The organism is Pseudarthrobacter sp. NPDC092202 (assembly GCF_044755505.1).
In the GTDB taxonomy this organism is placed as follows: domain Bacteria; phylum Actinomycetota; class Actinomycetes; order Actinomycetales; family Micrococcaceae; genus Arthrobacter.
In genome coordinates this window covers 31,570-54,290 of the sequence record NZ_JBIVRG010000006.1, presented here as the reverse complement: position 1 = coordinate 54,290, position 22,721 = coordinate 31,570, and the positions used below count along the sequence as shown (strand labels likewise).

13 protein-coding genes are annotated in these 22,721 nt (G+C 66.7%); 1 reads left to right on the top strand and 12 read right to left on the bottom strand.

The genetic code is table 11. The annotated features are described in order from the left end of the window. Positions 1 to 19: 19 nt before the first annotated feature. Positions 20 to 1,039: an ATP-dependent DNA ligase gene (locus ACIQF4_RS11260; RefSeq protein ID WP_400579974.1), complete on the bottom strand. Its 1,020-nt coding sequence runs from the start codon at positions 1,037 to 1,039 to the stop codon at positions 20 to 22. A 153-nt stretch (positions 1,040 to 1,192) separates the two neighbouring features. On the opposite strand from ACIQF4_RS11260, the gene ACIQF4_RS11255 reads away from it, so the two are divergent. Then, the gene (locus ACIQF4_RS11255; RefSeq protein ID WP_256248819.1) at positions 1,193 to 1,567 is read left to right on the top strand and encodes a hypothetical protein; all 375 of its coding nucleotides are present in this window, start codon (positions 1,193 to 1,195) and stop codon (positions 1,565 to 1,567) included. A gap of 231 nt (positions 1,568 to 1,798) precedes the next feature. On the opposite strand, the gene ACIQF4_RS11250 is transcribed toward ACIQF4_RS11255, so the two are convergent. The 11 genes from ACIQF4_RS11250 to mobL all read right to left on the bottom strand — a co-directional run bounded on the left by ACIQF4_RS11250 (position 1,799) and on the right by mobL (position 22,658). Beyond that, on the bottom strand, positions 1,799 to 2,170 hold the full coding sequence (locus ACIQF4_RS11250; RefSeq protein WP_400514679.1) for an HU family DNA-binding protein: 372 nt from the start codon (positions 2,168 to 2,170) through the stop codon (positions 1,799 to 1,801). A 109-nt stretch (positions 2,171 to 2,279) separates the two neighbouring features. Further along, positions 2,280 to 2,645 carry a hypothetical protein gene (locus ACIQF4_RS11245; RefSeq protein ID WP_166185560.1) on the bottom strand — a complete coding sequence of 122 codons (366 nt, stop codon included), beginning with the start codon at positions 2,643 to 2,645 and terminating at the stop codon, positions 2,280 to 2,282. A gap of 30 nt (positions 2,646 to 2,675) precedes the next feature. Continuing rightward, entirely contained in the window at positions 2,676 to 4,460 is a 1,785-nt protein-coding gene (locus ACIQF4_RS11240) for a hypothetical protein (protein WP_400514676.1), read from the bottom strand. Next, complete coding sequence (locus ACIQF4_RS11235; protein WP_400514674.1) at positions 4,432 to 9,993, bottom strand: hypothetical protein; 5,562 nt, start codon at positions 9,991 to 9,993, stop codon at positions 4,432 to 4,434. Before ACIQF4_RS11235 ends, ACIQF4_RS11240 begins: the two co-directional genes overlap by 29 nt. A gap of 166 nt (positions 9,994 to 10,159) precedes the next feature. Then, on the bottom strand, positions 10,160 to 14,254 hold the full coding sequence (locus ACIQF4_RS11230) for a type IV secretory system conjugative DNA transfer family protein (RefSeq protein WP_400514672.1): 4,095 nt from the start codon (positions 14,252 to 14,254) through the stop codon (positions 10,160 to 10,162). Positions 14,255 to 14,379: 125 nt separating this feature from the next. After that, complete coding sequence (locus ACIQF4_RS11225) at positions 14,380 to 16,449, bottom strand: hypothetical protein (protein WP_142133567.1); 2,070 nt, start codon at positions 16,447 to 16,449, stop codon at positions 14,380 to 14,382. Between the two features lie 132 nt (positions 16,450 to 16,581). Next, positions 16,582 to 18,225: an AAA family ATPase gene (locus ACIQF4_RS11220; RefSeq protein ID WP_400514670.1), complete on the bottom strand. Its 1,644-nt coding sequence runs from the start codon at positions 18,223 to 18,225 to the stop codon at positions 16,582 to 16,584. A 276-nt stretch (positions 18,226 to 18,501) separates the two neighbouring features. Further along, positions 18,502 to 18,774 carry a hypothetical protein gene (locus tag ACIQF4_RS11215; protein WP_071416490.1) on the bottom strand — a complete coding sequence of 91 codons (273 nt, stop codon included), beginning with the start codon at positions 18,772 to 18,774 and terminating at the stop codon, positions 18,502 to 18,504. A 25-nt stretch (positions 18,775 to 18,799) separates the two neighbouring features. Next, the gene (locus ACIQF4_RS11210) at positions 18,800 to 19,594 is read right to left on the bottom strand and encodes a hypothetical protein (RefSeq protein ID WP_400514668.1); all 795 of its coding nucleotides are present in this window, start codon (positions 19,592 to 19,594) and stop codon (positions 18,800 to 18,802) included. 87 nt (positions 19,595 to 19,681) lie between these two features. Then, positions 19,682 to 20,221: a hypothetical protein gene (locus tag ACIQF4_RS11205; protein WP_400514666.1), complete on the bottom strand. Its 540-nt coding sequence runs from the start codon at positions 20,219 to 20,221 to the stop codon at positions 19,682 to 19,684. A gap of 160 nt (positions 20,222 to 20,381) precedes the next feature. Continuing rightward, entirely contained in the window at positions 20,382 to 22,658 is a 2,277-nt protein-coding gene (gene mobL / locus ACIQF4_RS11200; RefSeq protein WP_400514663.1) for a relaxase MobL, read from the bottom strand. Positions 22,659 to 22,721: the final 63 nt, after the last annotated feature.

The following is a 22,721-nucleotide window of genomic DNA, read 5'->3' as shown; positions in this document are numbered from 1 at the left end:
CTTCACATGGCTACATTCTTTATCGCCAGGCACGCTGGAAGCCTTCCGGGAGGGATACTTCCGTCGGCGACAACTCAGGCCTGACCCGCATGAGGCGGACTGAATGCCGGAATGCCTGACCCGACCAGGCTATGTCGGCCGAGACTTCAACCACCAACGGCTCCACCAAAGTCAAGCGAGTGGTGCCGCCCTCCTTGGTGAAGCGGTCCAGCACCCGTTCGCTGATTTCCTCCGGCCATGGATGCCTTCCCCGGGGAGGACGAAGATATGTGGCCAGATCCCTTCCCGCACGAGCCGTCAAGGACGTGGACCGGCCGACAATCCGCAGCCGTCCGTGTACCGGCAAACCCACCACCGCTGCCCGCGGGTGCGCCATGGGACCTATGACCGCCGCAAGAACCACATCAAGGGCGCTTCTGCTCTTGACCTTCAGCCAAATTCGCCGGGGCTCGTACGTCTGCCCTTCACCCTTGATCACAATTCCTTCCACGCCCGTGGCGGTCATGTCACTGAACCATGTGGCCGCCAGGGCCCGGTCGCTGGTCACCGGTGACAGATGCAGTGGCGGAATCCACCCGCGCGCCAGTTCCTCGAGCAGAGCCCGGCGATCCCGGAATTGAAGCCCGCGGGTATCCTGCCCGGCCACTGCCAGGACGTCGAAGGCTATCAGCGAGGCAGGGCTTTTCATCACGAGCTCCGCAAGAGCCGCCTTTGAGCTCACCAGGCGCATCTGCAGCGCATCGAAATCCAGCCGCCCTTCGGACCACACCACAACTTCGCCATCGACAACACAGCCCCGAGGGATCTGCTCACGCACGGAAGCCAACACGTCCGGAAAGTACCTGCTCAGATCCTTGCCCTGTCTGCTGTAGAGCCACGCCCCATCCGAACCGACCAGGCACACTGCCCGGAAACCGTCGAACTTCATCTCAAAGACTGAGCCGCCGGACAGTGCGTCACCGCGTGGTATCGACTCCACGGCCTTGGCCAAAGCAAGGGCAACAGGAGGATGCAGGGCGGCCGGCAAACCTTCGAACATCGTGGGCACAGCGTAAGCCCAGCGAAGCAGGGGTGGAAACAAGGCTTCCTCCCGGCTGGATACAGCACCAAGCACCGGGAAGCGTCACAGCAAAGCTGTGACCGGGTCCTTCTTCGATCAGGGAAACCAACCACATTCGAAACAGGAGTCGTCATGTCCACTGAAGCTGTTACAAACCCCGCTGGGTCTGCCGGGACTGCCGGTGGCCGGCGCTACAAGGAACCCACCTCACAGCAGATTGAAGATGCCGCAGCCCTGATGTTCCTGGAAGCGACAAAGAAAGCTCTGCGGGACCAGCAACACATCTGGGACGTCAAGCTCGAGCTGGAAGTCACCTACACCGTGCACAACCAGCGCAGGTACTGCGTTCATGCCAGCACCCGTACAGGTGACAGCATTACTGGCGCACGCGGTGTCCTCGTGCATCCGGCCAACGGAACTGCTGAATCGGCTGCCTGGAGCATTGCCGAAGCGGCCCGGACCGCAAGTGCCAAACGACGGCAAAAGGCCGCCATCAAGGTCCTGTGACCTGCCGGTATTTACCGGGGCGCAGCTGCCGGGGACTCCTTAAACGTAGCTCGTGCTTTGTCAGTGCCGATTCTTTGCCAGAACCAACCGACATACCAAAGAATCGGCCCCAGCCCGATCACAAAGCTGCCAAGCAACAAAAGCACCTGCAGCCCCGTGCACAAATAAGAACCCCGGTGATGCTTCCGCATCGCCGGGGTTCTTATTTTTCCGTGAGCAACTTTTCCTCGTCTATCCCGCCGCCCGGACCAAGCCCTCCTCAGCCTCGTCAAACTCGTCAATCAATCGCAACGCCTCCGGATTACCAAGGTCAGCGTCCGGATCGAGCCGTCGATTGATGCTGCGTGACGCGGAGAACTTCAGCACCGAGTAGTCATCCACGTCCTTCTTGCCGAACCGGACCTTGTGGCCTTTGTGCGTCTGCCGGGCGAAGCGGCCAAAGCCAGTGAGCACGACGGTGTCTCCACGGCGCACGGCGTCGGTGAGCTCCGCGATGAGCGACTCATACACCTCACTCACCACCCTGATCGGCTGTCCGCTGCGGCCGGCCACCTTCGAGATGAATCCACGCTTGCAGATCCGCGGATGAACCGTCGTCTTCATGCCCACACCTTTGTCCTATCATCCCTCGTCGTCCGCTTCCTGCTTGAAAACCAGTTTATCCGACAGGCCTGTCGAAAAGCGATCCACAGACCTGTCGGTATTCATTCAACTAAAGCTCGAAATCCGGATCAATGGACTGGCGGTCGTCCTTGTACTCGTAGTCAACTGACTCAATAATCGACCGAGTCTTCGGATCGCGCCGTGTGCTGACGATCTTGTCGTGGGACTCGTCGAACCGCTGCTGGTCGGCGATCCGGTGGGCCGCGTTGAGCTTGGCGTTGATGTTCTTGTCGCCGAACTCCATCATCGAGCTCACGGAGGACTTCGCACCCTGCTTGGTTGCGTTGACGTTCTTCTTGTTCTGCGCACGCTGCTGCTCCCAGCGACCGCGGTCCTCGGGCGTGACGTACCCGAACATCTGGGCGAGCCGGGAACCGTACCGCTCCTGCTGCTCTACCTGCTGGTCGTCGCTCATAGTCCTGTCTCCTTCTCGTTCGTTTCCGGACTATGCCGGCTGGTAGTCCTCGGCTCCGCGGTCGCGGCTCCACTGGCCCTCCGGCCCCGGCCGGGCCGAGGGGCCGGGCCCCTGTCGGAAGGGCTGGGGCCGCGTGCGCTGCGCCGCCAGGAAAGTAGCGGGATCGTCGACCGCGGCCCGCATCGTGTCCTGCCAGTCCTCGCCGAGGGCCAGCTTGAGCTCGTGCTCAAAATCCGGGTCCTGCTTGTTCAGCTCCTCGATGGCGTCCACGTAGGCGTTCGAGTAGACACGCTGCTGCTCCTCGTCCGAGAGACCATCGATCTCCATGCTTGCGAGCATGCTCTCGGACTGGTCGAGGCGCTGCTGGAGGTCCTCGGGCAGCCCGCGGGTGTCCAGGCCCTGCTTCTTGGCCGCGAAACCGATCATGTAGCCCATGACACTGCCGCCGAGGGCCTGTCCGTCGCCACGCTGGACGCCGTCCAGCATCGCCGCCTTCATGGTTTCCGCCAGCTGCACCTGGTGCTCGTCCGGCTCCATCGGCAGGCGCAGCGTGAACATGCCCTCGTCGGGGATCCGCCGGCCCAGGTGGTCGTCGAACTCCCCGGTCCAGACCTCGCGTACCCTGTCGGTGCCCGCGAGGCGGGCCTCGTGCGGCGGGGCCTTGACGATGCGGCCGTGCGCGACGCCGTTGAACATCAGGCGCAGCTCCGGCTCGGACTCCATCCGCTCGCCGATGATCGTCCGGGCGCGCTTGACCACCTCGGCACGGTCGAGCCCGTCGTCCCCCATCTGCTGGCGCAGGCGCTTGCGCAGGGCCTTGTAGCTGGCGTTGATCTGCTTCGCGTCCTGCTCGGGGTCACGCATCTTCCAGAAGGCGTTCTCCATGAGTGCGACCTCGGTCATGGCCGCCGACTCGGGAGTAAACAACTCACGGTTGCCCCGCTCGCGGCGCTCCAGGTCCTCCAGGCGGGTACGCCAGCGCCGGGAAAGGAAGTCGTCCCTGCTGGTGCCCCACCGCCCGCCCGACTTCCCGGACTGCTTCCCGCCGTCGTCGCCGGCGGCCTCCTGCGCCTCCGGCGCGCCCCCGAACAGATCTCCGACCAGTGCCGCCTGGCGCTCGGCCCTCTCGCCGATGTGCCGGGTCTTCGCGTCGATCCGGTCCTGGACCTTGTCCTTAAACGGCTGCAGGTAGGAGTCCATCTCCTTCCTGAAGTCAGGAGCGAGCATCCGCATTGCCATCATCATGCCGGCGGCCTGGATGACCGAGTTCGGGTTCACGCCGCGGGTGAGCGGACGCAGGCAGCCCTGCATCATCATCTGCATGTAGACCGCGTGCATCGCGTCGAACTCCTTCGTGCGCTCCCCGTCGTTGAAGCCGGGCACGAGCAGCTTCGAATCGCGCAGCGTCTGCATGTACGCCTCGCCCGCCAGCCGCGTCTCCGCCCGGAGCTTCAGCAGCCGCTCCCGGTCGTCGAGGCCGTCATCGTCGGCCGCAGCGCGCTCCTGGTCGCGTGCACGCTGGCGCTCCCGCTCCTCGGTCCACTCCCGCGTCGTGGCCCCGAAGAAGCCGCGGGCACGGTCGCGCAGCCGCTCGCGCTGCCCGCGTGAGGTGTCGTGTCCGGCCTGCGTCTCCGGCTCGTCGACAATCTCCGCGTCGATGATGTCCTCCTCCCCGCCGTCCATCCCGTACACGGCATGGACGTCGCCCAACGGGTCGACAGGCAGTGCCTTGCGCCCCCGACCCCTGCCGCCCGGACCCATTTCCTGCTCCGTGTCCTGTGTCATGTCAGCCTCCCAGTCCATAGTCGTCGTCACTCTGCTGCTGCCCGGTCTCGTAGCTCGGCGTCCAGGCCGGGCGACGGCCGCCCACGCCGACGGCGTGTGCCGAGCGCCGGCTGGCACCGCGCGCCCTGGCGGCCCCGTCCCCGGTCTGCGCGAGCACGTCACGCTTGAGGACCGAGGCATCCACCGCGGCCTCCGCGGAGTCCAGGCCGTCCAGCCCGTCGAGGCCGTGCGCCGCGAACGCGTCGAGCTCGCGCGCCGCCGCGGCCCGGGCACGGCGGGTGCCCGCTGAGGCGAACTGCTCGTTCTTCTCGCCGTCGAAGACGCTCTCGCGATTCTTCGCAGCCTGCACCAGCGCCTCGAAGTCGCCGCCGTAGGCCATACGGTCCATCACCGTGCCCGCCAGGGACGGGTCCTCCTCGAGGTTGCGCACCAGGCCCGACTTCGGGTCCTCCAGCGCGCGGGCGACACGGGCGACGCAGTCCGGGTTGACCGAAACGTTGAACCCGTCCTTGGCCTCGTAGAACTCAACGAACTGGGCCTCCCACTCCTCGGCCGTGGCCTGGACAGCCTCGCCGTCGGCGAACTCGGGACGCCACTGGCCGGGGCCGGTGTGCTCAAGCTTGCGGCCGCGCCACAGATCGCGCCCGGGACCCTGCAACATCTCGTACTTGTGCCGGGCCTCCGCAGCGTCGTGCTTGGCCTGCAGGATCGACTGGGTCACCGGATAGGTCACCTCAAGCACCGCCTTCAGGTCAGCGCCGCGCAGGGCGCGCACCGCACGCTGGGAGAACGAGCCACCCAGTCCCGTGCCGTGGGCCTTGATCGCCGTGGCGAACATCGAGGCCTCCTGGTCCTCCTGCGTGATGCCCGGCGTACCCTGCTCGTCGCCGAGGTTGCGGGCGTAGTCCCCGAGCTTCTTCTCGCTGCCCTTGGCTCCGGTCTCGACGCAGACTTCGCGCACGCTCTGCAAGTGCGCCTCGCGGCTGCTGAAGGTCAGCGCCGAGCCGAACTCGCCGCGCTGTGCCGAGCGATAGAGATCGCTGAGCTCCTCGACGAGGACCTCGTGGCCGGCGGCAACCTCGTGCGGATCGCTGACGAACCGCAGGCGGTTCGCCTCCTTGACGGCACTCTCAAGACTCTCCGCCAGCTCCGGGTTCTTGGACAGCGCCACCTGGGTGTCCAGCGAGACCTGCATGGCCAGCGGGTGCGAGCCGTCGGCCTTCACCACGCCGGTGTCCAGGAGGTTCGCTCCGACCGAGAGCCTGGCCATCGCCTCGGCCTTGGCGGCCTCGCTGTGCAGCCTCACCACGGCGACCGCATCACCGTCGAAGTCGCCGTCGAAGCACTGGTCCATCACCGGGTTGATCGCCGCGCCGGTGAGCCGGTCGTCGATCGCCACGCGCATGTAGCGCACGCCGGCGTCGCGCAGGACCGGGTCGCGCCAGACCAGCGCGTGATCGCCTTCGGCCAGGCCCAGCTGCTCGGCCTTGACCGAACTCAGAGCGATCTGATCGATGTCCAGCCGAGGGTCGGCGGTCCAGACCATCGTGGCCGAGTCCGACAGGCGCGAGCTCATCAGCCCGGTCTTGAAGATGTTGTTCTTGCCGGTCAGCACGCGGTTCTGCACGTCCGTGGTGATCGCCTCGAAGGCACGCTGTGCCCGCGAGACAGACTCGCTCATGCCCCGGCGCACCTCGGCGCGCTTGTCCGGCGACAGGCCGTGGTCGTCCAGCTGCTCGGCCATGTACCGGTAGCGGCAGGCTTCGACGAAGACGTCCTGGTAGCTGCGCGTGTAGTCGTGCGTGACGGACGTGCCGTCGTCGAACTCCTGGCCGCTGCGCAGGTGCGAAGAGAGCACCGGCAGCTTCCACGAAGTCGCGCTGACCGTCTCGGTCAGCTGACTCGTCGGGTAGGTCAGCGGAAAGGGGATTTCCATGTCGCCGCCACGATCGCCGATCAGGTCGCCGAAGGACTTGCGCATGGCCGTGGTGTTCAGCCCCGGCGTCGCGCCTTCGCTGCGCGGCTGCGTGCGCATCAGCTCCGGCATCGGGATCAGACGGCGCTCGGGCCGCTCGTCGACACTCTCGGCCTGGCCCACGACACGCAGGGTGCCGTCGGCCTCCATGTCCAGTCCCGCCACCAGCAGATACTCGCGCAGGTTCGACTCGGCACCGGAGTTGTGGCCGTAGAACTCGCGCATGATCGCCGGGCAGTCCTGGGACTGCAGCGCCCAGGCCAGCTGCGAGGAGGCCTTGCGCCCCTTGCCGGCGCGCACCTGTTCGTCGTCGTAGATCTTGGTCTTCTCGTCGACAGCCATGTGGGTGACCACGAACCGCATCTCGCCCAACCCTCCGTCGACCGGCCCGGCATCGGGGCCCTGGACGGCCGGGCGGCGGATGTCGCCCACGGCACCACCCATCAGCTCGCGCGCCGATCCGGCGTTGCGGCGGGAGATCAGCGAGAACGGGCTCATCACCACGTCGATGCCCGGGTTCTCCCTGAACCAGGCCACCTCCTGCTCCAGGCCCTGGACACGCGCCTCGTCCGGGTCCATGTGGCGGTCGACCACCAGAGAGACGACACCCTTGTTGCCGTGCAGATCGCTGATCTTGTCGCCCACGACGAGGTCGCGCAGCTGGCCACCGGCCCCGCGGATGCGATGCCGCTCGGAGAACTCCGTCGACACCACGATCGGGTCGTCGGCCGTCCAGCCGCCGAAGGTCATCAGAGCGGTGCCGGTCGGCTTCGTCACCTCGGAAGACTGCATGATCGTCGAGGCCGTCATCTGCTGGCGGTCGAACGGGTCATAGCGCAGCGTCTCCAGCTCCGGCCGGCTCATCAGCGGGGCGCGGGAGCCGGTCACGGTCTCCGGGTCACCCGGCTCAATCGTGCCGTCGGGGCGCACGGCGGCGTCCTCGGTGAGGTAGCGCACGATGCCCTGGTTGGTCGCGCCGCCGGTCATCACCGGATCGAAGAAGCCGCCGGGAGCCGTCACATGGTTACGGTCGGTTCCCGTGAGCACCGTCATGTTCCGTCCACCGGTGAGCCGCCAGGCGTCGAAGACGTTGTCGTCGGCCGGGTCGGTGCGATCGCGTTCGGCGCGGTACTCAGCGTAGATCGTCGAGCCCTGCTTGATCTCGTTGGAGTAGCGCACGCGCTTGGCCTCGGTCTCGAGGATCGAGGCCGTCCACTCGTCCAGCCGTGCGGTGGCCTTGCCGGTGGCAGGGTCGACCTCATACGTCGTGGCCCGTTCGAGGAAGTCAACCGGGTGCTTGGTGCCGTAGAGCTGCGAGTACACCGCGTTCAGCGAGGCCGGCTCGCCGGTCCGGCTGCGGCCGGAGACGAGGTCACCGGCAAGCTGGTACTGGATGCGCTCGTGCATCAGCTGTTCGTAGCCGCGCAGCACCGTGCGCTCCTCGACCGACTTGGGGGCCTCGCCCGGGGTCTGGGCCTTGATCCGCGCCTCGTAGCCGGGGACGATCAGCGCGTTCTCGCCACTGGCGAAGCGCGTGACAATCTCCCCATGGCTGCCGACATCGAAGACCTGGCCGATCTCACCGGAGACCGGCGTGGCCTTGCCGTCACGACGCAGCTTTTCGGCGGTCCAGCTGATGACGCCCTGCGCGTCGACCAGGATCTCACCCGGCGTCGCGGCGTTGCGCTCGATGCTCTCCCTGACGGTCTGACCGATCCGGCGCATGAACTCCGAGGGATGCTCGGCGATGGGGGCGGCGGTGGCCGCATGGAAGGAGACGATCCGGTCCTTGAAGCGGGTCGCCTGGAAGCTGGTACCCATGAGCTCGGTGGGTGGCACCCCGCAGCGGCGCAGCGCCGAGGCAAGGTTGTCCAGGTTAGACCACTGGCCGGTCGGGCTGGTCATGTACTTGGCGACGCGGGCGGGGTCGAAGCGCTGGTCGAGCCACTCACCGTCGATCAGGTGCGGCTCGGCATCCCAGGTGCCGACCAGCTCGAACGGAACGTCATCAGCGTGCGCACGGACCTTGTCGGCGGCCGTGCCACCATAGACGAGGTTGCCCAGGTCCGGAAGCTCACCGGCCTGCAGCTCGCCGATCTCCTCCAGGCGCTCCTGGTACATCTCCTCGGTCGCGCCCGGACGCAGCAGCTCGCTGCGCGCTCCGGTGAGCACGTCCCAGTAAGAGCGCTGGATCGCCGCGACCTCGGGGTCAGAGGCATACTCCGGGGGCTCGATCTCGTCGAGCGCGCCCTCGGTGCGCTGCAGCTCAGACTCCGCGCGCAGGATCAGCTCCTCGACGCCCAGGGCGGCGCGCAGGTTCTCCCGCGCGGTGTCCACGGCCTCGCGACCGTAGGCCTCGGCCGGCTCTGCATCCACGAAGAAGGTCGGCAGGGAGCGGTTCTTGGCATCCCGGCGCAGCATGACCTTGGACCCGGGGCGCGGGGCGCTCTCACCGGGGACGACATAGTCCGCGACGACGAACATGCTCTCGCGGTCGACGTGATAGCTGTCCGGCACGTCGATGAGGGAGCGGCCGCGGCCATGCTCGGGGTGGCTGGAGCCGACGACGCCGACCACCGTGCCGGGAAGATCCTCGCGTTCGATGGGCAGGCCTTGGGCAAAACGCAACAGCCGCACGGCGTCCTCGGAAGTCGGGGCGGGCACGGCCATGCCGCCGGGCACCCGGTGATTGGTGCTGTAGCGCAGCACCGTTCCGTTGTCGTAGATGCGCGCCCCGGCGTACTCCTCCTGGCGCGTGTCAGTGAGACGGATCTCCATGCCGGTCCCGGAGATCCGGGCCTTGATCTGCCCGGGCTCACGGTCGCGCAGGACCTCGTAGGCCACGCCCTGGGACTTCAGCTCCTCGAGCAGCGCCGCCGAGCGCGCCACCGCCCGCTGGGACATGAAACGGTTGCGGTCAACGCGGCCGGTCTGCGGGTCGCGTCCGCCGTCGATGACCCACTCGCGGACCTGGTCGTACTCCTGGCGGCTCATCTTGTCCATGAGCGCCGTGAGGCCTGCGGCGTCGTCGTTGGTCATGGCACGGCCGGCCTCGTACGGCTTACCGTCCTCGTCGAGCCGCCAGAGCGTCATGTTCCCGCGGCGCGGCTCAGACAAGGACTTCACCTCACCGCCGGCGTTCTTCACGATCGTCTCGTCGGGAATGTACAGCAGCTCGGTACCTGCGCGCTTCACCGTCGCGCGCTCGGACCAGGCCGGGTCGTAAGGGCTGATCGGCAGTCGCGCCGAACGCGGGTCGATCTCCGCTCCGACGCCCGTGGCACGGGTGAACTCGCGCTGCAGCGTCTGGTAGCGCTCGTTGGCGGGGGAGTGGTCGCCGAACTGCGCCTCGTAGTCCGGGACGCGTTCGGAGAAGGCCGTGTCGATCGCAGTCAGACACGCGGTGACGCCGAGTCCGGGATCAGCCAGGGCGGTTCCGCGCTGGCTGAGGATCTGGTCGACCCGTGCACGGATGGCCTTCGCCTGGGAGATCGGAATGATCTCCCCGCTCTGCTCCCGGGCCTGCTCGACTGCCTTGTAGAGGACGTACTCGTAGAAGTACCGCCTCAGTCCGTGTGCCTTCTTCATTGCTACTCAGCCTCCTGTGGACGCTCGGGGACATAACTATGTATAGATCATACCCTGATAATTCGAATGGAGGCGATAGACGAGTCGGAGACGAGCCAAAAGACGAATGCCGGGACAGTCGAATTGCATCGACTGTCCCGGCACGGAGCGAATAGACCCGCCGGCACTACCCCCGGGACTTCATCTCTACGGCCATGGCCCGGTCGAAAGCCCCGTCGGCCAGGACCTCCCAGCTGGGCAGCGAGGCCAGGTACGTGTAAAAGGCGGCGTGCACCTTGACCGTGGCCAGCGACCGCAGATCCTCCTCGGTCACGTCCTGCTCGGCGAACACGCGCGAGCCCTCGTCGCTGATCTGGCCGTTGATCCTGCGGGCGGCGTCGGTGTAGGCATCGGAACGGACCTGGCTGATGTAGGTCTTTGACCCGTCGGCGCTGCGCAGCTCGCCGTCCCCGCCGACTGAGAAGTGCTCGCGGTCCCGCTGCATCTCCACCAGCGCGGTCTTGTACGCCTCACCAATCTCAAGGTCCAGGGCCTTGACCTTCGCCGAGCCGTCGAGATTGGTCAGCATCTCCTTGCTGACCGTGCCCTCGGCGTAGACCAGGCGCTTGTGGTCCTTCTGCGTCGCCTGGTGGGCAGCCACGGTCGCGGCCACCTCCACGTCCTCCAGGAACTCCTCGTCGTTGCCCAGCATCATGGCCTCGTAGTCGTCCGGGTCCACGACCACCGGGGCGTTGGGATCGCCACTCTCGTCGGTGAAAACCATCCGCGTGATGACCTCCATGACCTCGTCCGAGTAGACGTCCGGGTCGAGGCGCTCGATGTCGATGTCCTTGTAGTCGTACGTCTCCTGGTAGAGCGTCTTGGCGTCGGACGCCCTGACCGCCTGGGCCATGCGCTTGTCGAGCATCTTGACGAAGTCCGGCTGGTTCATGCGCACGTCGAACTCCATCGCGGAGCTGAGCGTGGGGATCGTCTGCAGCGAGTACTCGTGCCCCGGGTGGGTGATCGTGTTGCCGAGCAGCTTGAATGACATCGGCAGGATCGTCTCGTTGCGGTTCCAGACCGGCGCGTCGCCGGCGCGCAGCACGATCGAGTTGCGCGGCGAGAGGAAGGCAAAATCGTTGTACTTGATCAGCGGCTCCTCCTCCGTCGACCAGGTGCGCGAAATCGCTCCGTCCGTCTTCCCGCCGACCACCTTGTCCAGGTTCTGCGTGATCTGCTTCGAGCTGGCGTGGGTACGGTGAGTCTTGCCGCTCATCTTCTCCAGCGTCTCAATCATCGAGTCGTCGGTCGACTTGAGGAAGACGATGTTGCTCGTGTTTCCCTGCACAATCTTGTCGACCGACTCGCCGTAGACGTCGCGCAGCTGCTGCAGCGTCTGCAGGATAAGCGTGAACTGCTGCTCCTGGCCGAGGCCGATGGAGAGCATGGTCTCGAAGCCGGCGATGCCATTACCGTCGGACTGCAGGTTGCCGAGCTCGTCGAGCATGAACCGGGTGCGGTAGAGCGGCTTCTGGTTCGACTTGGTCATGTACGACTGGTCAAACGAGACGTCCACCAGCTGCTTGACCAGGATCAGGATCAGCTTGGCGTACTTCATCAGGTGCGGGGGAGTGACGAGAAAGACCGCCTTGGGCGACTCCGAGTACCGCGCCATCGTCTGCGTGATCGCGCGCGCCCGGACCTCGACCTCCTCAGGGTGCCCTCCGCCGGAGAAGTCCAGCTTGCGGCTCGGAAAGGTCGTGTCGCCGGGCTGGAACGAGAGTATCTTCCCGTCGCGGGTGCCACCCTCCCGCACTGGTCGCAGCTCGCGCAGCACGCCGTTCTTCACGATCTTCTTGCCGGTGACCGGCTCGACCACGAAGTGCCGGCCGTTGAGGGAGAGCTGGTAGCTCTTGCGGAAGTGGAAGTAGAAAGTGCGCACGAGCATGCCGCTCTGCGGGTTCTTCAGCTCCAGCTTCAGCCAGGCCTCGTCGCCGGGGAAGATTCCCTTGAAGTTATAGCGCGCCCAGCCCACGCGGCCGACGATCTCCGAGTGCTCGAAGTCCTTGCCAAGGTTCTGGGTGAACATCGGGTCCGCGTACGCCGACCAGCTCGCCATCTGCCCGAGCAGGTGGTCGCGCTTCATGAAATTCGGCGAGAACCGCACGCCCAGCCGCCGCGGGAAGGACAGGCCCGCCAGGTCAGTGTTCTGGCTCGGCTTGCCCGAGGTCAGGGTCGAGATCGTCGGGTCGGTGAAGAAGCTCATGCCCGTGATCGCGATGCCGTAGACCGAGGACATCATCTTCTCCGCACCGGCCATGGCGACCAAGGCGTTGTGGGCGTTGCCGACGAGCGTGCGCATCGAGTTGCGCGGCAGGGCCTGGGTGGCGTTGAAGTAGAGCGTGAGCAGGTCCTGCTCGGCCTTGCCCTCCCATAGGAAGTCCTTCTCGGCGACCTTGGCCTGCTCCTCGGCCAGGGCGTCCTCGTCCTCTTCGAACTCGCCGTTCTTGATGCGCTTCTCCAGCTCGGCAGCGGGGTTCTTCCACTTCTTCGAGGTCAGCTGCACGAAGAGCTGGTAGCAGTTGTACAGCGTGACCTTTCCCCACATGTCGTCCAGCCGCTGCTCCAGCGTGCCCGGGTCCATGCCGGTGGCTGCTGCGTACTCGCGCAGCTCACGCTCCTCCTCGAGGTAGTAGTCGATGAGACCGTAGGCGGCCCGTTTGAAGGCGTTGTTCGCCGCATTCGGCCAGACCGGGTCCTCACCGCCGTCCAGCGGGAAGAAAACCTCGCCGATGTTCTCGATGTACAGCGCGCACTTGGTCGAGTCGCCCTCGCGGGCGGCGTCGGCGGCCATGCCCAGCGGGTTGTAGATGTCGGTCTTCATCGCGTTGATCAGGTTGAACTGCACCGGCTCGAAGCCGCGCGTGACCAGCGGGATGTAATTCTTGACGAGCAGCTCGCCCTTGGGGTCGTTGATGACCATGTTCGAGGGCTTCTTCTCCCGCGACCACATGTCGATCATCGGCTCGATGTAGGTCTGACCCTTGCCCGCCCTGGTGATGGCCAGCACCATCGTGTTCACGGGAGCAGTGTCGACGATGTAGGCACCGGCAGGGCGCTGGACTTCGTACGCCGGGAACTCCCAGTCATCGGTGATCAGGTCCGACACCGTACGGTAGGGCCCGAGCTTGTCACGGTTCGCGCCCTGGAGCTTCCCAGGGTCCTTCGCCTCTTTGGCCTTGCGCTGGCTCTCCTCGGTGGGCGGGTTGTACGGGATGACCGTTGCGTCATACTTCCGGCGCAGCCGCTTGTCCCGGGGCAGGCCCGAGGCGTCAAAGAGCGCCTCGCCGAACTCCTCGTCGATCAGCGGCAGGGTCTCGACCAGCGGCTCGCCGTCGTCGCCGTCCATGACCTCACCCTTGTAGTAGACGATGTTGCCGTCCTGGTCAATCACGTCGGAATCTGCGCGCCGGGAGACCTTGACCGTGCCCAGCCCCTTCTTGCTGAGCATCATGTGACTGATCATGGAGCTGACCTGCACCTCCGAGTGCGCACCGGCGTCCGGGAACCAGTCGTAGTTCTGCTGGACCTCCTCCGGCAGCGCGATGTGCTGGTCGTTGCGGTGGTCGTTGATGTCCGTGTGGTCGACCGTCGCGTTGTGCTTGGCGACCTGGCGTCTGGTCCAGGTGGAGATCACGATCATGACCAGCGCGCCCGATCCCAGCGTCAGGAAGAGCTTGAACCCGGTGACGGACCCCAGCTGCCCGCCGACGTTCGTCGCCGTGGGCGTGGCCCCCTGGTCAGCCTTCGGGGCGTCCTGGGCGGCGCTGCCTGCGTGGGGCCACCACGCTGGCACCGGGACGTCCCTGAGATCCGGGTAGCACTTCGAGCCGATCTCGGGGTTACCCTTCTCGTTGACGGCGCGGTAGCACGTCATCGGGGCCCCGCCCTGGCCTGTCGTAGTGTCCTCCACGTAGTACGAGTCCGGCTTTCCGCTGCTGTTTCCGCCCAGGCCACCGCCCATCGTCGCCCCGAGCGTGAGCACTGCCGTAGCAATGACCGAGTACAGCACCCACACCACGATCGCGACCAGCAGGCCAGCGACGCCGGCGAGCACGAGGCCCGACGTGTTCGACTTCTTGCTCAGCCGCTCGCCGCGGTCCAGCTGCTGGTCTTCATAGACGTCCCGGTTCGTCAGCGTCTCCTCCGGCCGACGCGCCGAGATCTTCTCCCAGCCGCTGGCCTTGGGCCGTGCCGCCCTGCGCTTGCTGCCTGCCATGATTCTCCCTGCCTGTTTCCGCGTGTGTCTGTGTGTCCTGCGCCTGTTGTGATCCGGAAGACGCCGACGGCGCACGGGGTGCGAGCCCCATGCGCCGTCAGACCCCCGTCGATCTCCGAGTCGGATCAGCCGCCCATGGCCGCCCCGCCGATGAAGCCGGCGAGGCCGCCGAGCACGGGCAGCGCGACGATCAGGGCGATGAGCATCTTGTTGTAGCGGCTCTGGATCTCCGAAGCCCTTGCCAGCTCGCTGGCGTAGGACTCCTTGTCCGCAGCCATTTCCTCCAGCCGCGCCTCGTAACGGCGCTTGACCGAGTCCTCGACAACCTCCATCTGCTGCAGCAGGTCCGTGTTGCGCTGCGTGGCCGAGTCGGTCTTCTCCTTCTCGAGGGACAGGCTGTGCTGCCATTCCGTCTCGCGGGCCTGCATCTGGGTGATCGCGTCCTTGCGGTTGCGGTCGAGCTCGTCCTCCATCCGGCGGATGCGGTCGGCGTGCTCGTTGCGGATCGACTCCAGCAGCGCCTCCTGCTCGCGGCGCAGGACGCCGATCTCGTCGGTGGTGCGCTGGTGCTCTGCCAGAGCCTCGGCCTGGGCGATGTCCGCCTTGCGGTTGTCGTCGACGATCCGCTGGATCTCGGCCTTCCACTGCCCCAGACGCTGCTCCTCGGCCTCGAGGTAGGCCTTCTGCTTCTCGGCCAGGACCTCGAAGATCCGCGTAGTGCCGACCTGCATCTTCAGGGCGGCGTCGGAGCGGCGCACGCGCAGGATCTCCTGGCGGTCGTGCGAGTAGGAGTTCTCGAGCACCCGCTCGATCTCGGCGACGGCGTCGGCCTGCTCGCGCTCCATGCGGGAGCGGTTGCGCTCCTTGTACTGGATCTCCGCCTGGAGGGCGGCCTGCTCGGCGAGCTTCTTCGCCTGGGCCTCGTAGTCCTGGACGATCTCGGCCTTGCGGGTGCGGATCCGCTGTTCCTTCTCGGACTCCCGCTCGCGGTGCGCCGCCTCGGTGCCGTCCTTGAGTGCCTTGTAGCGCGAGCCCTCGCGGTCGGTGGCCACGTCACGGATGACCTGCTCGACGTGGGCCGACATGAGGTTCACGTACAGCGTGCGCAGTTCGTCCTCGTGCGCCCACCGCAGCTGGGCAAGGTCGGCGTTCGCCTGCCGGTTGAGCTGGGCGACCTGGTCGCCGAGCCATTCGGTCGCACCCTGCGGCACCTCGATCTGCACGACCGGCGCGCCGATGGCGAAGGTCGCATTGAACTCGTCCAGGCGCACGTCGAGGTCCAGGTCCTCGGAGAGGAAGCGGCGGGCGATGACCTCGCGCACCTGCTCCTGGTTCTCCAGCAGGACGGCTTCCTCCTCGGCCGGGGCGTACGCCGTATCGTCGGCGGTCACGGGACCGGACTCCTCGTCGAACTCCTCGAAGCCAGCCGTTCCGTCGAAGCCGGGCTCCGGCTCCACCGCAACCGGGGCCGCGTCCTCGTCTCCGAAGTCGACGGCTTCGTCGTCGAACACGGGCTCATCGCCCGCAGCGTCGAAAACCGGCTCGTCACCGGCACCCTCGTCCCCGCCGGAGATCGAGTCGAAGATCGGGTCACCCTCGTCGGCGGTATCCACGGCAGCAACAGCGTCCGCGTCCGCCGCGGGACGGGTCCCGGGCTCGTCGGTGGTGACGCCGCTGTGCTCGCGCCAGGCCTGCGCTCCGACAGCCTCCTCGAGGCTCAGCGTGCCGGAAGCGACCTCCTGGGCCTGCTTGAACGTGGCCTCGGCGACCAGGTCCACCAGCAGCTCGCCGCTGGGCTTCTGCCAGACGACGGCCCAGGAGTACTCCGCGCCAGCCAGGAGCGAGTACTCCTCCATGCGCGCAAGCGTCTCCGTGTTGGGGATGATGCCGAAGACCTCTTCGCCCAACATCTCTGCCGTGGCGACGGTCTTGATCTGGTCGGAGTCAATGAGCTCGATGAGCGAGCCCTTCGCCTCGTCGCGGCCGTGCCGCTTGCTCAGCCCGCCGATGGACTCGGCGGCCAGCACGAGCATGACCCACGCCGTGCCGCTGGGGAAGACGAACTTCGCGTTCGACCGCAGCAGTTCGACTGCTGCGGGGATCGCCGTCTCCCTGACCACGGACGACAGCAGCTCGTCAGGCTTCTTCTTCCGATCCTTGTTCCGGCTTCCCGCAGCCGTGCCCAGAATGCCCATTGGTGTCGATCCCTTCGATGATGAAACGCAGTTCGCCTGGTATATGAGTATCCTATCGCTCATTAGTCGATAGGTGCAACGATAGACAATTCGACACGACGCCGAATGGCCCACAATGGCCGCTGGCTCAGATCAGCGCACGGCGCTCACCTCGATGCACGCATCGGAGGTGAGCATGTCCTTGTGGTCGCTCGCCAGCTCGCCGACGACGTCGATCCGGATCCGCCGCTCAGAGGGATGCTCGTTGATGAACGTCGCCACTCCGGTGGTGACCTCGTCGGTCATCTTCGCCACCGCGCCACGGGCACCGCCGGCATTGGAGTCGGTGTCGCCCTTGTCGTCAATGAGGTACTGCAGGACCCTCTGGTCGATGTCCACCCGCACGTTGTGCTTGATGAGGACCTCCTGCACCATGTGGCGCAGCTTGTTGCGCACGATCTTGCGCTGCGTGTCCTCAGAGAGCGGCTGGAACGGGACGATGGCGTCGATACGGCCCAACAGCTCGGGCGGGAAGCGGTTATCCGCCGAGGTCTCGGTGATCGAGCGGCGGATGAGCTTGTCGTACTTCAGCAGCTGCTCGCCCGAGCCCGTGTCGTCGGCCGCGTACTGCGCGATGGTCTTGTAAATCTCCGAGCCTGCGTTCGTCGTCATGACGATGTAGGTGTTCAGGAAGCTGACCTCGCGGTTGTTGTCGTCGGAGAGCCGGCCGTCGTCGAGCACCTGCAGCAGCAGGCGGGTGACCATCGCCGAGGCCTTTTCGACCTCGTCGAACAGCAGTACGGCGTGCGAGAGGTCCCAGACCCGCTTCGTCAGCTCGGAGCGGAACAGGTCCATCGAGGAGTCCTGGGCGTACTCGGACATGTCGAAGCGGATCAGGTGGCGCTGGTCGTCACCGAAGAGCAGCCGTGCCAGCTGCTTGGCAAGCTCGGTCTTACCCACGCCGGTCGACCCCGTGAACAGCAGCGAGGCCTCCGGCCGGCCCTTGTCGTTCAGGTCCGCGACCGACAGCTGCAGCCGCCGCGCGACCGCACGCGTGGCCAGGTCCTGGCTGAACACCTTCGAGTCCAGCTGCTCCTTGATCTTCGCGCCGTCGACCTTGAAGGCAACGTTGACGCCCAGGGACTCCTGGAGCACGTCCGAGAGCAGATCGCGGTCCAGCGCCCGCTTGGTGAGGCGGTGCCAGCCAACCATGCTGTCCAGCACCAGGATCGACTTGCGCGGCTGCGAGCTCGCCGGCATGTAGCGCTCGGTGTACTCATAGATCTGCCGGTAGATGTGATCGTCGTAGAACTGGTCGGCGACGTCGTAGTGCTCGGCCATGCCCTGCAGAATCCGGATCGTCGTCTCCTGGTCCGGCGGCGTCAGGTTGATGCGCTGCAGCCGTTCAACCAGCGGCTGATTCGGCGCAATGTGCCTGTGGAACTCGTCATAGGTCGTCGCGGCGATGATTCGGATGCCGCGTTCCCCGGAGGCCGCCAGCACCGGCTTGATCGCCTCAACCGCAGCGTCGGAAAGCTGGATGATCTGGTGGAACTCGTCGATGAACAGGACCAGCTCCTGCTTCTCGTCCGCCACGAAGTGCTCGGCCTCATCGAAGAAGCCCTTGAGCATGGCGGCCATGCGGTCCGAGTCGCCGGCCTCGGAGATCATCCGGGACGGATCGACCTCGAGATAGAGCCGCTCGGCATCAGCGGCCATCGTGGCCTGGACGAGAGCGGTCTTACCCGTACCTGCCTCGGCCAGGAGCAGGGCGTTGCACAGCTCCGGCCTGCTCATCGAGGCCAGCAGCTGGAGCTTCTCGTGCTCGCGGCCGACGATCTCGCGCTCGGCCCTCTTCAGCGGGTCCGATAGCTTCGACAGGAGCGGATAGCCCTCATTCAGGTGCACTTCATGGAACATGCCGTGGAAGACCTCTCGCCAAGACTTGAATTCATCTGATAGATCAGTCGAAAGTCTATCATGGCACCATTCGGCTCGACCGCGATAGGACAGTGAAAGGCCCCCGGACTCATATCCGGGGGCCTCTTGGCCATTCACTCCGTAGGGGTGCTGTCACAGCCCCTGCTGGCGGTCCTCCTGGGACGAAGCCCCATCCTGCTCGAACTGGTAGTCGTACCGCTCGCTCAGCGGCCTGCTGGACTCCCGGTCGCGCCGTGCCCGCTCGTTCGCCTCCCGCTGCTGACGCATCGAGGCACCCACGCGGTCGACCAGTGCGCGCCCGGCCTCGGCCCACATGTCCTTGCCCTCGTCCGGGGCCGTGATCTCGTCCAGGCCCAGCTCCAGCAGGCTCGTTCCGCTCAGTGGGCTGGGATCGTTCGTCGCCATAGCCTTCTCCTCCTCCGTGCCTGTCTCAGGCCCCGCGCTGCTGCTCGGTGCCCTCGGGCCCGCCCTGGCCCTCGAACTGATAGTCGTACCTCTCGCTGACCGGCTTCCGTCCCTGCGGCGAGGTGCCCGGCAGCTGCTCCTGAGCACCACGGCCGACAACCGAACCCATCCGCCCGACCAGGTCCGCCCCGGCAGCGGAGCCCTGGGGGGCCTTCTGTCCGCCATGTCCGTCCAGCTCCGTGTGCAGCCCGCGGGCTGCACCCACGGCAGCTCCCCTGACGGCGCTGGCGGCGACGCCCCTGGTCGATGCACCGGACTGCTGGGCACGTTGGGCGTGGGCCGCGGCATCCTGCATGGCCTCGGTGCCGAGCCGCCTGGCTCCCTCGCGGAGGCCCGCGGACTGCACGGCCTGTCCGACCTTCGACCCGGCGGCCCGCTGGGTGAGCGGGACCTTCACCGGACCCTGAACCGTGCCGCCGGCATGGGCCTGCTTCGCCTGGGGCTGCTCCTGCCGGGACGATTCCGGCGTCGGCGCATCCGCTGAAGTGATCATCCCCGGTGCCGGCTCAGCCTGCGGGCGCGGCCGCCGCTCGACCACGTTGGGGTTGAACCTCGAGCCCGGCTGGCCGGGAGCGGGGGAGGAGGGCACGCTGTATCGGGGACCCCGCACCGAGCCGAGGCCCGCCTGCGAGCTCGGGCCCCGCTGCTCTCCGGTATCGGGGGTGGCCCCGCGGATCGCCACCAGCTGCTCGGGCGTGTACGACGTCGGGCGCTGGCCGTGCTCCGGTCGGCCCTGGGAACCTTTACTGAGATCTGCCATGATGATTCGTTCCTCTCTATGCGAAAGGCCCCCGGAGAGGTCTCTCCGGGGGCCTTTCAATGAGTTCTGCTGAGCCGTGGATCGGTGTCAGCCGACCGCGGGGGCCTCGGCCTCGACGACCTGTTCGGCCTGGGCGGTCTGCTCCGGACCGGCCTGGCTCTGCTTGGCAGCCGCCTGGGCCTCCTTGGCCGCCTTCATGGAGGCGAACTGGTTGTCCAGGGTGTTGGCGTCGACCTTGAAGTCGCTGGCCTCCACGGACTTGGTGTTGACCACCAGACCGGTGCCGCGCGAGGCCGGCATCACGTTGCCCTTGAAGCCGTAGACGGTGCCGACCTTCTCGCCGTCCTTGTTGAGCAGCGGCTCCGTATTCGGGCCCGCGGCCTTGACGATCTCCTCCAGCTGGCCCACCGAGTAGGGGGCGGTGTTGGCGAAGCGCTCCTTGCCGTCCGGGCCCTTCACGCGCTCGGACTTCAGGTGCAGGTTGCTCTGCTCCGGTCCGCGCGAGTCGCGGGCGTCGACCTGGATGTCGGCGTAGTGCGACTTGCCGTCCTTGGTCGCGCCGTTGTCATAGACCTTGGCGATGAGGTTGACCCCGGTCATTGCGCCCTTGCCCTTGAGAAGTGCCATGATCTCGTCCTTTCGTCGTTCCGTCCGCCACTCGGCAGAACGGCCTTGATCATTCACGTCGTCCGAGCAAAGCCCCGAAGTGCAGTGCCGAACTGCTCTATACACTAATACTCCTATAGAGCATTCCGCAACCATTCGAATGATCTTTCGACTCGTGTCCCTACTCGTTCTGGATGCCGTCGGACCGGCCTGCCGGCTCCTGCTCGGGGCCGGGGAGGACCCCGGCACCAGCCACCGCGGCGTCGACCCGCTGCTGGACACGCACCACCAGGCCGGCGTCGAGCGAGGAGGCCTTCGAACGGCGCATCCGGGCCGCCTGTTCCTGCTCTTCGCGCAGCGCCGCGATCCTCGAACGCAGAACCGGCCGCGTGGAACCGTCCTCCACCGGAACCAGTTCCCGCGAGACCCGGGTCATCGCGGCGATGTCGTCGACAGGGAGGTCGGCGATCGCCTCGGACTGGCCTGACTGGTCGAGGTACTCCATGGCCGCCAGCAGCAGCCGGCGGCGTTCGGCCGCGGCTGCGGTGAACTCCCGCCGGGCCCGCTCGCCGATCTCGACATCGGCCACGAAGTCGTAGCCCAGGTGATGCAGGTCCAGTGCCTTGACCTCGTCGAAGGGGTGCACCGTCCCGGTCTCGATCGACAGCTGGGTGGAGACCTCCGGATCCCCGCCGGCGACGGCGCTGCGCTGGTCAGCAGGACCGGCGACGAGCACCAGCCCCGAGTCGGCCAGGTCGGTGCGCAGCTCCTGGAGCCGTTCGTCGTCGACCTGCTTCATCGTCTCGATGCGCGCGTCCAGCACCGCCCGTCCGGCCTTGCCCGCGGTCAGGTGCCGTCCGCCGGGCTGGCCGTAGATCTCGCGGCCCATCTCCTCGGCCTGGTCGGCGTCCTTCATCCGCTGCAGCGAGGCGTCCTGGCGCAGCGCCATCAGCGAGAGCAGGCGCTGGCCGTACGCGGCGACCTCCTGCTGCTGGGCGTACCACTGGCTGGCGTCGCCGACAAACGGCAGGAAGTGCTGGTACTTGCTCATCACCCGCCGGTGCCAGTCCTCTTCGTAGCGGTAGAAGTCGTAGAGCGGCCGGGAGTCCTCTACGGCCACTTCGGCCTTCTCGGCACGCTCCCATTGCCGGGCCAGGTCGCGGTAGGCGCTGGCCTTGGACTTGTGATGCTGCAGGCGGGAGGCATAGCTGCGCAGCCGGAAGCCGAAGGAGACGACATCGTCCTCCGAGCTGCCGTGCTGCTGCTGGCGCTCTGCGGCCAGGGCGGCCATCTCGGCGTAGTCCATACCCATCACCTCAAGCATCGGTGTACGCACCCGCAGCTCCTCCTCGGGCAGGGCGCGCAGCATCTGGTAGACCCCGTTGACCGCCCGCTCGGTAATCTGGTTGCGGCCCGCGTCGACCAGGCGCTGCCACGCGTCGGTGCGCAGGCCCTCGGCCTCGCGGCGCTGATTGGCGTACTCCACGACCCTCTCCATTGCCGCCGGCAGCGGAGAGCCCGGCCGCTCCAGCTGCTCGGCCACCAGCTCGGAGACCAGACGGTTGGCTTTGCGCATCCGCAGATCGTTGGTTCCGGCGCGCCACAGCGAGCGGTCGGCGGGCAGGCAGGCCAGCAGGAACTGGGGGAGGGCCTCTGAGCGCATGCGCTCGTGTGCCCAGCGCTTGATGAAGGTCGTCACGTTCCTGCGTTCGTAACCGACGGCGCTGGACAGGTGCGCGACGGCCTGCTTCTCGTCCAGCCAGGCGTCCACGCCGCGCCGCAACCGGGACTTGTGCCGGTCCAGAAGCTTGCCCCGCTGGGTGCCGTCCTTGGCCAGGTGGCCGTGTCCGGCGTCGACCATCGCCAGGTGGCAGTGGACGTGCTCGGTGTCGACCTGGATCACGCCGACGTAGCGCAGGTCGTCGAAACCGCTCGTGCCCGAGCTCATCCGCTCCAGCCCGTGCATGATCGCCATCCGCAGCTTCATCTGGTCGATGTGGCCGCGGTAGTCCCCGCGGCCTTCGCAGTGAAAGTCCTCGCCGACGATGCGGTGCCGTTTCAGGTATTCCTCATCGAAGGAGAGCACGGTCTTCAGCACCGTCTTGCCGCTCTCGAAGTGTTTCTGGATGTCCCGGGACGCAGCCCGCAGCTGCTCGTCGGAGAGCGACACTGAGCCGTAGCCGAAGGCCACGCCGCCATCGCCCTGGGCCTGGCGCATTGTCGTCTTGGCCTCGACCCTGCTCGTCCCTGCGCGCTCGACCGCGCTCTCGCGGGCCATGTAGCGCAGGATGAAGTCGTCCGTGCGCAGCCGCTGGATCGGCGCGAGCGACTCAGTCGCCTGCTCGCGCGCCATGTACCGGGTGACGTAGTCGCCGGGGGTGCCGCCCCGGGACCCCTTGCCGCCGGGCAGCGGCACACTGAACTCGTTGACGATGACCACTGACTGCTTCAGGCCCATCCCGCCTCATCCCTCCGTCGTGTGAATGCACAGAACCCCGGCCGCTGTCCTCCAGCGACCGGG

What these genes read in the sequence shown, in the direction of transcription:
- ACIQF4_RS11260 (WP_400579974.1), bottom strand. Translation starts at nt 1,039, where the DNA reads ATGTTCGAAGGTTTGCCGGCCGCCCTGCATCCTCCTGTTGCCCTTGCT.
- ACIQF4_RS11215 (WP_071416490.1), bottom strand. Translation starts at nt 18,774, where the DNA reads ATGGCGACGAACGATCCCAGCCCACTGAGCGGAACGAGCCTGCTGGAG.
- mobL (WP_400514663.1), bottom strand. Translation starts at nt 22,658, where the DNA reads ATGGGCCTGAAGCAGTCAGTGGTCATCGTCAACGAGTTCAGTGTGCCG.
- ACIQF4_RS11220 (WP_400514670.1), bottom strand. Translation starts at nt 18,225, where the DNA reads ATGAGCAGGCCGGAGCTGTGCAACGCCCTGCTCCTGGCCGAGGCAGGT.
- ACIQF4_RS11205 (WP_400514666.1), bottom strand. Translation starts at nt 20,221, where the DNA reads ATGGCACTTCTCAAGGGCAAGGGCGCAATGACCGGGGTCAACCTCATC.
- ACIQF4_RS11235 (WP_400514674.1), bottom strand. Translation starts at nt 9,993, where the DNA reads ATGAAGAAGGCACACGGACTGAGGCGGTACTTCTACGAGTACGTCCTC.
- ACIQF4_RS11250 (WP_400514679.1), bottom strand. Translation starts at nt 2,170, where the DNA reads ATGAAGACGACGGTTCATCCGCGGATCTGCAAGCGTGGATTCATCTCG.
- ACIQF4_RS11210 (WP_400514668.1), bottom strand. Translation starts at nt 19,594, where the DNA reads ATGGCAGATCTCAGTAAAGGTTCCCAGGGCCGACCGGAGCACGGCCAG.
- ACIQF4_RS11225 (WP_142133567.1), bottom strand. Translation starts at nt 16,449, where the DNA reads ATGGGCATTCTGGGCACGGCTGCGGGAAGCCGGAACAAGGATCGGAAG.
- ACIQF4_RS11245 (WP_166185560.1), bottom strand. Translation starts at nt 2,645, where the DNA reads ATGAGCGACGACCAGCAGGTAGAGCAGCAGGAGCGGTACGGTTCCCGG.
- ACIQF4_RS11230 (WP_400514672.1), bottom strand. Translation starts at nt 14,254, where the DNA reads ATGGCAGGCAGCAAGCGCAGGGCGGCACGGCCCAAGGCCAGCGGCTGG.
- ACIQF4_RS11255 (WP_256248819.1), top strand. Translation starts at nt 1,193, where the DNA reads ATGTCCACTGAAGCTGTTACAAACCCCGCTGGGTCTGCCGGGACTGCC.